The sequence below is a fragment of the Nostoc sp. FACHB-133 genome, assembly GCF_014698055.1.
Taxonomy (GTDB): Bacteria; Cyanobacteriota; Cyanobacteriia; order Cyanobacteriales; family Nostocaceae; genus Nostoc.
Genome location: NZ_JACJSH010000103.1, coordinates 1 through 14,353, shown reverse-complemented (window position 1 = coordinate 14,353; position 14,353 = coordinate 1). Strand labels below are relative to the sequence as shown.

General features: G+C 40.9%; 10 protein-coding genes and 1 pseudogene. 6 read left to right on the top strand and 5 right to left on the bottom strand.

Annotated elements, in window-relative coordinates; genetic code table 11:
• Together H6G86_RS36100 and acnB are read right to left on the bottom strand one after the other, a co-directional pair.
• Positions 1-1,529 (bottom strand): DUF262 domain-containing protein (locus H6G86_RS36100; RefSeq protein WP_190938395.1); only part of this gene is annotated, 1,529 nt, incomplete at its 3' end.
• Between the two features lie 156 nt (positions 1,530-1,685).
• Complete coding sequence (gene acnB / locus H6G86_RS36095; RefSeq protein ID WP_190938394.1) at positions 1,686-4,346, bottom strand: bifunctional aconitate hydratase 2/2-methylisocitrate dehydratase; 2,661 nt, start codon at positions 4,344-4,346, stop codon at positions 1,686-1,688.
• Between the two features lie 349 nt (positions 4,347-4,695).
• Between acnB and H6G86_RS39270 the strand changes: the two genes are divergently transcribed.
• A complete protein-coding gene (locus H6G86_RS39270; protein WP_242065150.1) occupies positions 4,696-5,043 on the top strand; it encodes a transposase in 348 nt (115 codons plus the stop codon).
• A gap of 7 nt (positions 5,044-5,050) precedes the next feature.
• Here H6G86_RS39270 and H6G86_RS36085 read toward each other — a convergent pair whose 3' ends face one another.
• Together H6G86_RS36085 and H6G86_RS36080 are read right to left on the bottom strand one after the other, a co-directional pair.
• The gene (locus H6G86_RS36085; RefSeq protein WP_190938393.1) at positions 5,051-6,109 is read right to left on the bottom strand and encodes a YjiK family protein; all 1,059 of its coding nucleotides are present in this window, start codon (positions 6,107-6,109) and stop codon (positions 5,051-5,053) included.
• Between the two features lie 795 nt (positions 6,110-6,904).
• Positions 6,905-8,815 carry an acetate--CoA ligase family protein gene (locus H6G86_RS36080; protein ID WP_190938392.1) on the bottom strand — a complete coding sequence of 637 codons (1,911 nt, stop codon included), beginning with the start codon at positions 8,813-8,815 and terminating at the stop codon, positions 6,905-6,907.
• A gap of 317 nt (positions 8,816-9,132) precedes the next feature.
• Here H6G86_RS36080 and H6G86_RS36075 point away from each other — a divergent pair, with 317 nt between their 5' ends.
• From H6G86_RS36075 to H6G86_RS36060, 4 genes and pseudogenes are all read left to right on the top strand, one after another.
• Positions 9,133-9,336, top strand: a complete 204-nt coding sequence (locus H6G86_RS36075; RefSeq protein ID WP_041565287.1) for a hypothetical protein — start codon at positions 9,133-9,135, stop codon at positions 9,334-9,336.
• Positions 9,337-9,665: 329 nt separating this feature from the next.
• Complete coding sequence (locus H6G86_RS36070; RefSeq protein ID WP_190938391.1) at positions 9,666-10,508, top strand: cyanophycinase; 843 nt, start codon at positions 9,666-9,668, stop codon at positions 10,506-10,508.
• A 373-nt stretch (positions 10,509-10,881) separates the two neighbouring features.
• Complete coding sequence (ybiA, locus tag H6G86_RS36065) at positions 10,882-11,352, top strand: riboflavin biosynthesis intermediates N-glycosidase (protein WP_190938390.1); 471 nt, start codon at positions 10,882-10,884, stop codon at positions 11,350-11,352.
• Between the two features lie 81 nt (positions 11,353-11,433).
• Positions 11,434-12,523 (top strand): annotated as a pseudogene (locus H6G86_RS36060) (tetratricopeptide repeat protein).
• Between the two features lie 27 nt (positions 12,524-12,550).
• Here H6G86_RS36060 and H6G86_RS36055 read toward each other — a convergent pair.
• Complete coding sequence (locus H6G86_RS36055) at positions 12,551-13,249, bottom strand: phosphoribosyltransferase (protein WP_190938388.1); 699 nt, start codon at positions 13,247-13,249, stop codon at positions 12,551-12,553.
• Positions 13,250-13,443: 194 nt separating this feature from the next.
• Between H6G86_RS36055 and H6G86_RS36050 the strand changes: the two genes are divergently transcribed.
• Positions 13,444-14,124 carry a uracil-DNA glycosylase gene (locus H6G86_RS36050; protein ID WP_190938387.1) on the top strand — a complete coding sequence of 227 codons (681 nt, stop codon included), beginning with the start codon at positions 13,444-13,446 and terminating at the stop codon, positions 14,122-14,124.
• Positions 14,125-14,353: the final 229 nt, after the last annotated feature.

The window sequence follows — 14,353 nt, the reverse complement described above, 5'->3', positions numbered from 1 at the left end:
CGAGTTCTGTCAAAGAGATTGTTGTAGTGACCCATGCTACGAAGCGGTCTTTCTTGACCAAGGTTGGGACGGTCTACTACTATTTCTAAGATACAAGGTTGAGTATCAACACGCTCTTTGCTCAGAGATTGTTCTATACTTTCTAATAAAAACTTCACGCGTTCATTTGCTGTCGAGCTTTTAGGATTATATAGAGGTTCATTAGTGATATGCTGACAGAATAAGTTGTCATCAGGAAATACTTGACTTTTATCGAAACTAATTAGAACTTGACGTAACCCATTTACTAAATCTTCAGGATTTGTTTCCTTTACTTGCTTATACAAATTGTTAAATGTTATGCCTAAAGCTCTAGTAGGAATCCCAACAATCCAACGGCGTACAAAGTAAGATTCTAAATATTGCAGGATTTTCTCAAAATCTTGAATAGATAAGTGTTGTGCCTCATATTCATAATAAATATTTAGGAGAAATATATGACAAGTAGTGAAATCCAGTTTTTTTAATCGCTGAAACCAATGCCTTAGTTTTGGTTCTTGTTCTTCCTCATCAAAATTAAGTCGTAGATAATAATTAGTAAATTTTATAAGGTTATGTAACTCAGCCTTGATACCTAATTCGGGTTTTTCAAACCGTTTAGCCGATTCATCAAAACGTTGTTTGATTGATTTATAAACGGCTTTTTCATTAACTGCCTCTCCATCTTTACGTAAATAAAACCAAAATGCCTTAGTTAATTCGTCTGCATATTCCTTTTGCTTCATATTTAATTTAAAACTTTCTTGAAGAGGCAGCCACTCGCTGTTGTAAACTTCATCTCTTTCTTCAGAAGGTAACTTCATAAATATATAGTTACGAACTAAATCTGCTTGGGTTAATTCTTCTCCTTTGTTGTTCAAACTCTCAAAAATAAGATATGGGTTATCGTTGTTATCAGAAGTAATATTTACTAATACCAAACGTTCTAGAATAATATTTTTAAATTTTGCAAAATCTAACAAAATATTCTCATCTACAAAAGGCTTCTTCAATTTTCCATCAAAAAATTTATAAGCTTCATGTATTGCTCCTGATTGTGATTCTTTGTTTTTACCCTTAGCTATCTTACTGTCGATAATGTTTTTATATGCGTCGCAGTCGTCTTGAGTAGGCAGCACTTTATAAAAATCATCATTCTTTTGATACTTATTTATCAAAAAAAATTCATGTATCTGTTCTGCTATTTGTTTGTCAGACTTCTTGAGATAGTTTCTTAATGCCGCCAAAAGAATACTAAGAGTTGTAAAACGTTGTTGTCCGTCTATAACAATATATCGACTTATACCGTCAGCGGTTCCCAGTTCAGCTTGGGTTACTATAGGCCCAAGAAAATAAAAACCTTTTTCATCATCATTATAAAGACTCATCAAATCTTCCCACAAAGTCTCCCAGTTCTCTTTTTTCCAAGAGTATGGTCGCTGAAAAAGAGGTATTTGAAACTGTTTACCACCTTCTAATAAGTTACGGAGAGTTGTTTCTGATGCTTTCATGCTTGTTATTTGCTTTATGTATCATATACGATAATAACTAATTTTTTGTATTATCAAAGACTTCAATGTGAGAGATTTACATTAAAAAGCCCGCTAATGCGGGCTTTTTAATGTAGCCACAGATTAAAACCTGGGGTATTTCATGTTAATTATTACCTACCTCGCTGCCGTAGGCATACCCAAAATATCCTCAAGCCTCGGCATATCTTCTAACGAAATCACGCGCCCTTCATCCTCAAAACCGGCGATTTGATCGAAGTTCAAATACCGATATAAATCATCTGCAAAAGGATGAATTCTACTCGCCACAATATCCAAATATTCTTGCACTGTGGGAAGCCGTCCCAGCAGCGCACAAACTGCGGCTAATTCTGCTGAACCAAGATACACTCGCGCATCTTTACCCATGCGATTATTGAAGTTGCGGGTAGAGGTAGAAAACACTGTTGTGCCATCAGCAACTCGCGCCTGATTACCCATGCACAAACTGCATCCTGGCATTTCTGTTCTAGCACCCGCAGCCCCAAAAACGCTATATACACCTTCTTCTTTTAATTGGTGTTCATCCATGCGGGTTGGTGGTGCTATCCACAGGCGAGTTTTCACTTCACCTGCACCTTCCAAAACTTTCGCTGTTGCCCGATAATGACCAATATTCGTCATACAAGAACCGACGAATACCTCTTGCACTGGATCGTTAGCAACTTCCGATAATAATTTAACATTATCGGGGTCATTGGGAGCAGCAACAATTGGTTCTTTGATTTCGTTTAAATCAATTTCAATTATTTCCGCATACTCCGCCTCGGCATCGCCTTCTAATAACACGGGATTTGCTAACCATTCTTCCATCTTTGCCACACGGCGCAGCATGGTACGCGGATCGTGATAGCCCCGTGCTATCATATTTTTCAGCAACGCGATATTAGAACGCAGATATTCAGAAATTGTCTCTACACTTAGCTTAATTGTGCATCCGGCACAAGAACGTTCGGCACTTGCATCGGTGAGTTCAAAGGCTTGTTCAACTTTTAAATCTGGCAAACCTTCTATTTCCAAAATTCGCCCGGAGAAGACGTTTTTCTTGTTCTGCTTCTCTGCTGTCAGCAAACCTTTTTGAATTGCTACGTAGGGTATGGCATTCACGACATCGCGCAGGGTGATACCTGGTTGCAATTCACCTTTGAATCTTACCAAAACTGACTCTGGCATATCTAAAGGCATCACACCCAAGGCGGCTGCAAACGCTACCAACCCAGAACCGGCGGGGAAGGAAATACCCAAGGGGAAGCGGGTGTGAGAGTCGCCGCCAGTTCCCACGGTGTCGGGTAGCAGCATCCGGTTTAACCAAGAGTGGATGATACCATCACCAGGGCGGAGGGCAACACCGCCACGAGATGCAAAGAAATCGGGGAGTTCGTGATGGGTTTTGATGTCTACTGGTTTGGGATAAGCTGCTGTGTGGCAGAAACTTTGGATAACTAAGTCTGCACTGAAACCAAGACAAGCGAGTTCTGTCAATTCGTCACGGGTCATGGGGCCTGTGGTATCTTGGGAACCAACGGTAGTGATGATGGGTTCGCAAGATGTGCCGGGACGCACACCAGGTAATCCGCAAGCTTTACCTACCATTTTCTGTGCCAAGCTGTAGCCTTTACCTGTATCAAAGGCTTGCTGGGGACGGGTAAAAACGGTGCTGGGTTCTAAACCAAGTGCAAGACGAGTTTTGTCGGTGAGGGTACGTCCAATAAGTAGGGGGATGCGTCCACCTGCACGGACTTCATCGAGGATGGTATCAGGTTTCAGGTCAAAGGTAGAAATAACTTCGCCTGCTTCATTAGTGATTTCGCCTTTGTAGGGATGGATGGTAATTACCATGCCGGTTTCGAGTTTGGTGACATCGCACTGAATAGGCAAAGCACCGGCATCTTCTGCTGTGTTAAAGAAGATTGGCGCGATCGCACCACCTAAAACATAACCCCCTGCGCGTTTGTTTGGCACAAAAGGTATATCATTTCCTGTATGCCACAATACTGAGTTAATTGCAGATTTACGGGAGGAACCTGTACCAACTACATCTCCCACGTAAGCTACAGGATGCCCTTTTTTCTTCAATTCGGCAATGGTTGCCAAGCTTCCCGGTTGCCGTGACTCTAACATCACTAAGGCGTGTAAAGGAATATCTGGGCGAGTTGTGGCGCTTTGGGCGGGTGATAAATCGTCGGTATTGGTTTCGCCAGGAACTTTAAAAACGGTGACGGTAATGGCTTCTGGAACTGTGGGGCGAAGGGTAAACCATTCAGCTTCCGCCCAAGAGTCAATCACCCGTTTGGCGAAAGGATTGGTTTTAGACAACTCTAAAACATCGTGGTAAGCGTCATACACCAAGAGAATTTTGCTTAAGGCGTTGGCGGCGTAAGCGGCGATGGGTTCTTTTCCTTGTCCGCCCATTACCAGAGGTGTTTCCGATGAGTCGGAGACGGATACAGTAGGCAATTGCAGTAAATCAATTAAAGATTGCACATTGTAACCACCGATCATTGTGCCCAGCAATTGCACTGCTTCGATGGGCGCAATCAACGGACTGGTGATTTCTTCTTTGGCGATCGCGGTGAGAAATCCAGCTTTGACATAAGCTGCTGGATCAACACCAGGAGAAACGCGATCGCTCAATAAATGTAATAATATTTCCTCTTGACCCTTGGGCGGATTTTTCAGTAATTCACATAATTCTGAGGTTTGCTTCGCATCCAATGGTAAAGGGGGAATACCGAGTGCTGCTCTTTCAGCAACGTGTTTACGATATTGTTCTAGCATTTTTATGTTCTCCATTGGGATGTTCTATCTTTAATTATGAAATATTTTTAGTCAATACTTGGCTATAAGAGTTTAGCTTAATTTTATTACTGAAAGCCTTACTGCTAATCGGTTGCTCGCAGGTTTTTTTATACTGAAACTTTGAAAAGTATTGAGCGAATGGAATTCTAAAATTCTTGTTCTTTCTATGTCATAGTCTTGACCTTCATCTGTAAAATGGCTATCTCCATCAATTTCAATTACTACTTGTTTTTCTAGAAAGATGTGTGTACACCGTAGCTTAAAAAAGGAGGGGACAAGAATTAAAGTCCCCCTTTTTAAGGGGGATTTTAGGTGGATATAAAACGTTTTGCTACCAGGAAGAGGATTTTTCAAACATCCTCTAACGCGCTTAGAATGCTGCGAAGTCTTTATTTATGCCATCAAAAAGGCACAAGAAAAGTATAAGTTTAAACTCTATGCTTTGTGCATCATGAGCAATCATGTGCATTACCTGCTGGAAGCAAAACAGCCAGAAGATGGGTTGGCGTTGATTTACAAAAAATTATTTTCGAGGCAAAGTTGCACTAAAGTAGCGATCGCATGTAATAGGCAGTCAACTGAAAACATGACGTTCTCTCCCGCCTGTTATACCATCAGATTAACGGAAAAGAACGTCACAGCAGACCTAAACCTCGCACTAGTAAATGAGGATTAATGTCAGCTTAAAACAATCGTCCACAAGGAATTGTTCCACGACGAATCGCATGATTGCTGGTTTCGGAATCATCCGCCCAGAAGAACTGTTTTAGATTGCTGGCGCATTCAGAATTGGGCGCAATGGCGATACCTTCGTTGTTAATGTTTGACATCGAACTTGGGCGTTCGTAACCCTTGCGGATGATGAATTTGCCTTTGGTTGACGAGCCAACGGTGGTATCGATGGCGAGCAGGGTTGAGCGGTTGCTGCAATTGTTGTCGCAATACGCCCATAAAGTCTCATTATCGCGGTCGAAGGATAAATCCATAATCTTTGTATTACCACTGGCAATGGTAGCAATACGCGTATATGTAGAGTCGGAGTTGAGCGCGTAGGCATAAATTTGTCCATTTGCTTCCAATCCAACAAAAAACAATCCCGTGCCATGTAACGGATAATTGGCTGGGTTGTAGAGCTGATTGGTACTTTCATCTATGAATCCATTAGCTTGTAAATAACTATCTGGCACCCATGCGATCGCTTCCAAGCCCAAATTAGTAGAGCTAACCGTTGGCAAATTAGAAGTTAAGTTCCATTCCTTAGTAGCATTGAGAGTGGTGGCACTGCTGCTGCTGTCATAACTCAGTACGCTGAAGCGGTTCGAGCCGCTGCCATCTCGCTCAGTAGAAACGTAGATAGTTGTTGAAGAAAGCTCGGCTTTGGTCACACCTTCCGCATCTGGCGTACCAGTACCATTGGGATAGTGCAACGTTTTTCCAGAACTCCAATTATTAGTAGTATTTTTGACGAAAGTGCTGCCGTTCCAAACCAGGTTATAGAGTTTTGATGGCGAATTTTGCACCCCCCACAACACTGCTTGTTGCGTTCCAGTCGCTGGGTCGTAGAACAAACCACTGAGATTACCACCGAACTGGTTAGAGCCATCAGCAGTGACTACAGTTGTGCTGCTAGGCCATGCGCTGTAGGTGACAGCGGCCGCTACCAATTTCGCACTCAATAAACTTATGCCACAGGCAAAAAACAGCTTTGTGAGCGCAAAGGAAGATATTGCTTTACATTTCATTGTTTGATAATCTCTGAGAATAATTGAAGCCCATGCGCCGTCCAATTTTCGATGTGTAAATTGTTTGGATCACGCGGCATCACAAAAGTGGTGGTGAAATTCACTCTAGCAATTAGATATGATTTAAAAAGTTATAATTGGTTAAAATTTGTTATTTTCACGAAACTTTCGCCACACCAAAAAAACTGCTTTTGGAATGTCCAAAATTGTCCCGAATACAAGGGTAATTGAAGCAGCCCGATCCACAAATCGCTATATACTATATAGTCCTAATCAAAGCCTCACAGATACATATTAAATCTCTAAAGCCTGGAAATAAAATCTTATTATCTCTGAAATTTTAATATTTATTAGAACAATCGCTGAATATAACTTAACCTGAGTTCGGGTTAAGCCAGAAGCTAAAAAGCTTATTCTGTCAGGATTGAATAAAACTGGAATTGATCAAAGCAGGGATAAAAGTGGAATCATTTTGTCAATAAGGTTCACAAATGAAACTAATCTCAGCAATATGTCTTATTGACAATAGATGAAAACAGAGCTTTAGACCGAACAACAATAATTCAAGGCTTTTGAGGATTTCTTATCCCGAACTCAGGTTAACTTAGCTTAGGTTGTATCAATTAGAATTAATCATGGAGTCTCCCACAGCCTTTTTATCCCCCAACCCAAATTTTTAAGTAAGCAAAAACCTCTCAAAGTCCTCCTTTTTAAGGAGGATTTAGGAGGAGCTACAACATTTTGATTTTGTAGAAGGATGAGCCAATAACTTTTAAATCAACCTCTTAAGCTAGCTCACAAAATCGTTCCAGTTTCTTTCAAATAAACCCGTGTAAATGGTTCATCTTCAGCCAAAGTATAATCTTCAATCAACCCTTTGCGACGGATAGAAATATCGTTGCCTTTTCTAATCACCACAGTAGAACCATCAAAGACATCCCGCGCTAGCATCATCTCAGTTTCGGTAGGATTATCCAAAACTACGATATTACTACTCCGGTAAAACATCCCCTCTTCATCTAAGATGTCTTCCGCATATTCGGCAATCAGCAAATCAACTTTGGGATGACGGAGTAAAGTTTGGACGTTGCTATTGTAATTTTTGCTTAATACTTTTTTCGAGCGATTTACAAAAACTGCATCACGACAAACAGCGCCAATTGTCCAGTTGGGATGTTGCAAAAGGATATGGTCAATTGTTGTTTGCAGTTCTTCAACTGAGATTTTATTAAAGGTGATAATCGGTATCCTCGAATCTGTACCCGACTCAAAAAAGGTTTCTAGAATATGAGAAGGTACATCAACACTTTCACCTTCAGAAGGTTTAAGATGCATTAAAACTCCTGGTGCAGCGTTGATTTCCAGGATAGCGAAGTTACTAGATTTCCAAGATTCGGAGAGACTTTTGGTAATGACATCAATACCAAGGCAAGTCAACTGGAAATGTTGGGCAATATCTTGCGCCAAGATAATATTGTCATCATGAACTGTGTGGGTTGAATCGATGCTCATACCTCCGGCTGAAAGATTGGCAACTTTACGCAGGTAAACAGTGCGTCCTTTTTCAATCACGCTGTCTAGTGATAAGCGCTGTTCCTCTAAGTAAAGTTCCATCGCTTCATCAATCTGAATTTTACTCATGGGTGAGGTGGGCGTATCTAAACGTGCAGGTTTGCGGTTCTCTAGGCGGATTAATTCTGCAAGCGTTAAGTAGCCATCACCGACAACCGATGCTGGACGGCGTTCTGTGGCGGCGACAAATCTGCCATTGACACACAACATCCGAAAATCCGATCCTGAAATACTTTTCTCAACAATTATCCTAGTTACTTGATCTTCGGGAATCGCTGCTAATGCTCTATTATAAGCAGATTCCAGCTCTTTTGAGTCTTGTACGTCAGCCGTAACGCCAATTCCTTTATGACCTACCACTGGCTTAACTGCCACTGGGTAGCCAATTTCTCTTGCTGCTGCCAAGGCTTCCTTTTCAGAAAAGACGATATCGCCTTCAGGGACTGGGAAACCCAAGGTTTTTAGAAATGCCTTGCAGTCATCTTTACGGGTGGTAAACTCTGAATCTAGATGACTATCACAGTTAAATGTGGTTGCTACTCCCCGGACGTGTTTTTTGCCAAAGCCGTATTGCATTAATCCTTCTTCCCACAAATAAAAGGCGGGAATACCTTTTTCGTAGGCTGTTCGCAATAGAGCGTAAACTGTGGGGCCACCATAAACAGATGCGCGAAATCTATTTTGCAGCCTCACTAGCTGCTCCTCAAAGTTAAAGTCTTCGTCTTGGGTAATGGCTTCAAACCAATCCCAAACAAAATAAACGACCTCTCTAGTTGTGCGTTCATGTAGTGATTGGACGCTAATTCGCGCGAAATCTGGATATGGCTTAACACTCCAATGCTTAAGGTGCAAATCCATATCAAGCTTTCCGACTTCGGACACAACTTGGGCAAATAGATGGGCATGGGACTCGTAGCTTTGGCTGCCCAGATTTGGATAGCGATCGCCAATGCTTGCAATATAATCTTCTATGGGCAAAGGCTCTCTAGAGTCAACTAGAGCAAAGTCAAATACTAGTGCCCCTGCATCTAAATAGGGGTTGGGGCCAACATAATGCTTGAAGTTGAAAATATCGAATACATCCGTTCTTCTAGCATTAATGCGAGCTAAATCACTGCTTTTTTGTAGAACCATTGATTACGAACCTTTGGCTAAACACCCTGAAATTTCTATGCTGAGTTATCGTTACTCAGACTTGTTGGTTGGAGGCTGATTCAGATTAATTGTTGGAGAGTGATGGCAAAGCCATTGATCTAATCAGAACCTACACTAACCCTATTAGTAAGCATTTTTAACTATCTCAAGGCATAATTAAATTTCTCTTTCTCAGCAAAGAATTAAGAACAGTCACTTCATCCTTATGAATGGGCAAAGATATAACCTTTGAAAGGTGCAACACGCATTCCAAAGTCTGTATAAATAAATATGCGGTATTGAAAAGACAGCAGAGCATGAATAGCACACAAGCTGATCTAAGAGATGAAATTCGAGAACTTGCTGAGGAAGCTTTTCACCAAAAGCTGATCTCTGGTCATGGTGATGGGCCTGACATAAATGAATATCAAATCGTCTACCAAGGTAAACCCAGACATCTCCCACTAGAACAAGCACGTTTTTTCTTGACTAACTTGCTTTACAGAAGTCGCATTCATTAATATTTACCATCAGATATCTAATTTGCAACCAGCGAGAGTTAATACCAACAATTGCATGATAAATTCTCAATCGGAAATTTAGAAATGCAGTCAATAATGCCTCTAGAAAATCTCTCTAGAGGCAGTTGGTTTGAGGGGTTTTATTTAGTAAAAGAAAATTAATTCTGAGGATAGCTATTTTTGTATGTAATTTGCCTGAAAAATCTTTTGGTCTAATTGCAAGCGCAAATTTCAATACTACCTTCTATCGGGTAATCTACCACAAGGAAGATTTGATAGTTTAATTGTCATGGTTTAGTGAAATTTATTAACTCACATCAGGGGGCATCATGGTGGAAAGTAATCCCAAACGGCAGTTGGTAATTATTGGGGGAGCAGAAGATAAGGATGGAGATTCTCAAATTCTGCGAGACTTTGTGCGACGCGCTGGGGGTACGAAGGCGCACATTGTCATTATGACGGCAGCGACCGAATTACCAAGAGAAGTGGGAGAGAATTATATTAGGGTTTTTGAGCGCCTGGGAGCAGAAAATGTTCGCATTATTGATACAGAAACCCGCGAAGACGCATCATCCTCTACCGCATTAGAAGCAATTCATAAAGCAACTGGGGTATTTTTTACTGGTGGAGATCAAGCTCGCATCACCAATATCCTCAAGGATACCGAAATCGATGCGGCCATTCATAAACGGTTCGCGGAAGGTGTAGTTATCGCCGGTACAAGTGCGGGCGCTGCCGTGATGCCAGATAAAATGATAGTTGAAGGTGATTCTCAAACGCATCCTCGAATTGAAACAGTTGAAATGGGCCCTGGTCTAGGTTTTTTACCAGGAGTGGTAATTGACCAGCATTTTTCTCAGCGTGGACGTTTGGGACGCTTAATTTCAGCTTTAATACTAGAACCTGCTGTTTTAGGATTCGGTATTGACGAGAATACCGCTATGGTCGTAACCGATAATCAAATCGAAGTGATTGGTGAAGGTGCGGTGACAATTGTTGATGAATCAGAAGCTACATACAACAATATGGGTGAAATTTTGAAGGATGAGTCTTTGGCGATTTGTGGAGCAAAGCTTCACATTTTGCCACATGGATTCAAATTTGACTTGAAAACCCGCCAACCTATCCTAAATAATGGCTCTGTGACTAATGTATCTGTACCTGTTGCTTGAATTAACACCTAACTTTTTACAGGTGCGTTTTACTTGAATAAATCATTAATAATTGTAGATTATTAGCATTTATCTCTTGAATATCCTCCCAAGTACTCTCAGAAATAGGGGACACAACCCCCCTTTTTTCAGGAATAAAGGGGGGATTAATTATTAATATTCCTTATCTTAACTCCAGCAAACTGTAAGGAATAAGTAATATTAACTCTACATGATGATGCACTTAATATTTATTAAACGAATTATAAAGTTTAGGTAGTATATAAAGAAACGGCTCGGTAAATGAATTAATTATGAAGTTAAATTTGATAAAAAATTGGTATAAATAAGTAATAATTAATTCAAACTATATCTCGAATGCCGATAAACTTATATGACAATCTACTTTTATAGCACTCGTGAAGAATATGGTTGTTTCTCTAACTTTTCGTCCCACGGTTTTCAATTAGATGGATTGTATTGGTCAACCAGCGAACATTACTTTCAAGCGCAAAAGTTTGTGGATACACCTCATGTAGAACAAATCCGCCAAGTGAAAACACCTAAAGATGCGGCAAGAATGGGACGTGAGAGAACCCGTCCACTACGTCAAGATTGGGAACAAGTGAAAGACGATATCATGCGGCAAGCTGTGCTATGTAAATTTCAAACTCATACAGATATTAGGAATATCTTACTTTCCACAGGCAATGCAGAAATTGTTGAAAACTCGCCCATTGATTTTTATTGGGGTTGCGGAGCCGATGGTAGCGGTAAAAATATGCTAGGAAAAATTTTAATGGAGGTGCGAGAGAGTCTGCACCATACATACAGCGCAGATGTCGATTGTAAAAGCGTTAAATGATGCGTTCAACCAACCTGATGAAAGATACCTTCTAGTATTGGGAATAATATATTTACCACCAGACTTCAAAGGAAGGGGTTGATGCCTAAAGGCGAATGGAATAATAGATCGAAAAATACAATTACCCATAACATACTTAAAACCAGTGAAGCGTAATACAATTACTCATGAATTTGGCTCTGGTTCACACGCAGAAATACTACCTCCACAGGAAAATGATGACAATTTATCGGAAGCATCCAAGCTACTACGGCAAGGAATTCAACAGCAGCAAGCTGGTGAATTAATTACGGCGTTGAAGTCTTTACAACAAGCTTTGGGGCTGTTTCAGGGAGTTGGGGATTTGCAAAAACAGGCACAGGCGCTTTCTTTTTTAGGATTGGTGACTTATAGCGCTGGAGACTATAAAGGTGCGATATCTTACTCCCAGCAGTGTTTGTCTTTGCTCAATAACACCTCAGATTTAGCATTGCAAATGCAAGCACTTTCCCATTTAGGAAATTCATACCGTCATTTGAATGACCATAACAAGGCTATTGAGTTTCTAGAAAAGTGTTTGAAAATAACGCAACAGCTGCAAGATAAACGGAGTCAAGTTGCAGCACTCAATAATTTGGGATTGGTGTATAAATCTTTGAGTAACTTTACACAGGCTATTGAGTATCAGCAGCAAAGCCTAGAGATTGTGCGAGAACTTAAAGATAACTGGGGCGAGGAGCAGGTACTCAAAAATTTGGGTAATGCTTGGTATGCTTTGAATAATTATCCAAAAGCGATCGCTTATTATGAGCAGTGTGTAGTACTAGCACGCTCTTTAAAAAATGTTCGCAGTGCTTCTCAGGTACTAAAAAATCTGGGTAATGCTTGTTATGCTTTAGGTGATTATACTAAAGCTATTAAGTATTATGAAGATCGGTTGCTATTAGCCAGAGAAATTCAAGACAAACGTAGCGAGGAACAATCTTTAGGTAGTTTAGGAGTTGCTTGTGAAGCTCTGGGTGACTATAACAAAGCAATTACATATTATGAACAACGTTTGCTCTTAGCTAGGAATATCAAAGACCGTCGTAGTGAAGAAGAAGCTCTTGATCGTTTAAGAGTCGCTTGCTACGCCTTGGGTGATTATGCCAAAGCTATGCAATACCAGCAAGGAACATCTTCAAATAGTTAAAAAGCAAAAGAAGGAAACAATTCAAAATTACTCGGATAGATCCATTGGCCCCATTGTATTTTGTTGCTGGAGATATCTCAGAACCTCTGATGTATCAACTTGGGGAAATTCCGCGTAGAAATTACTCACACTCCAAAAGGGTTCTGGTGTTTCCAAGACGATTGTGCGATCGCCCCACTGTTCTAACCAAGGTAGCAATCTTTGTGGTGCAACTGGAGTACATAGCCAAACTGCTGCTGGAGACAGTGCTTTGATAGCAGTTGCCGCTACCGCTATTGTCATTCCTGTAGCAATGCCATCATCAACTAAAATAGCCGTAGCATTCTCGGCATTCACCTGCGGACAAGCAGTAATTAATTGAGCCTCAAGAGACTTAGCTTGGATGATAGCTTTATTTAAAGCCACTTCACGCAACTTTGTATCATCTTTAAACCGAAATAGCTTTTGATCAGTCCAAAGAACATTTCCGTAAGTAGTCACTGCACCAATTGCTAACTCTGGGTTTTCTGGATGGCTAATCTTTTTCGCTACAACTATTGTCAACGGACAATCCAATAGACGTGCTATTGGTGCTGCTACTGGTACACCCCCTCTTGGCAAAGCATAAACAATTGGTACAGGTTTTATCCCAGAAGCAATAGTTTGCTGAGTCAAAACATCCTGAATCACTCGCGCTAATAACTCACCCGCATGGGTGCGATCGGCAAAAAGCGGGGTCTGTGACATGGGTTCCCCCCAGCATCTTAGGACGGCACTGCTTTTATGATGACTGAATTTTGTCTCAACTTAACTGATACAATAAGATTTTGTATAAATAATTAAGTATTCAGCAAAAGTCTATTTATTCAGATAAATCTGCAACCTGAGCAGTATTTAACTCAGATAAAACAGCTAGCGCTGATATCAAAATCCTAATTTTCATGAGCAGCGAAACTCAACTCAGCCTCTTCGACGACTCAACCTTTAACCAACGAGAACTAATTCCTACAGACGCTAAAATTGCGATCGCTCCCGGAACTTATTCCACCATAACGGAGTTGGCACAGCATTGCGATCACTGCCACCGTTGTCCATTGGGAGACACTCGGACTCATGCTGTGGTCGGACGCGGTAATCTCAAAGCCCCAATTATGGTTATTGGGGAAGCGCCTGGTCAAAATGAAGACGAAACTGGTTTACCATTTGTAGGTAGATCGGGACAATTGCTGGAGAAAATTCTGGCATCAGTGAATCTAACTACTGAGCATGATGTATATATAGCTAATATAAATAAATGTCGCCCGCCAGATAATAGAGTTCCTACTCCAACAGAAGTAGCGGCTTGTCTACCCTACTTACTAGAACAAATTCGTTTAGTTGACCCGAAAATAATCTTGTTAACAGGTGCAACTGCTGTCAAAGGCATCACTGGCGATAAGCGGGGGATTACGAAAATTCGCGGACAGTGGCTGGAGTGGGAAGGGCGTTTATGTATGCCGATTTTTCATCCTTCCTACTTACTGCGTAACCCTTCTAAAGAAAGAGGTGCGCCTAAATGGTTGATGTGGCAGGATATCCAGGCAGTGCGGGCTAAGTTAGACGAATTCCAAAATAACAATTAAACCTCGTCTACCTTGATAACCGTAGTTTTGTAGCGACTGTCTTAAAAGTCAAGCGATCGCGTAACTCAACATAAATTAAGGTGGTAATCTTGGGTTGCGTTTCACTCCACTCAACCTACTAGCGTGACGGGAGCTATGCGGTTTCGTCAGATCCAGTAAAAAACAAGCGATCACTAAATCATTTTCCCAGTAGTATAAATTTATTTATACTTTTTAAGCAGTATTAACA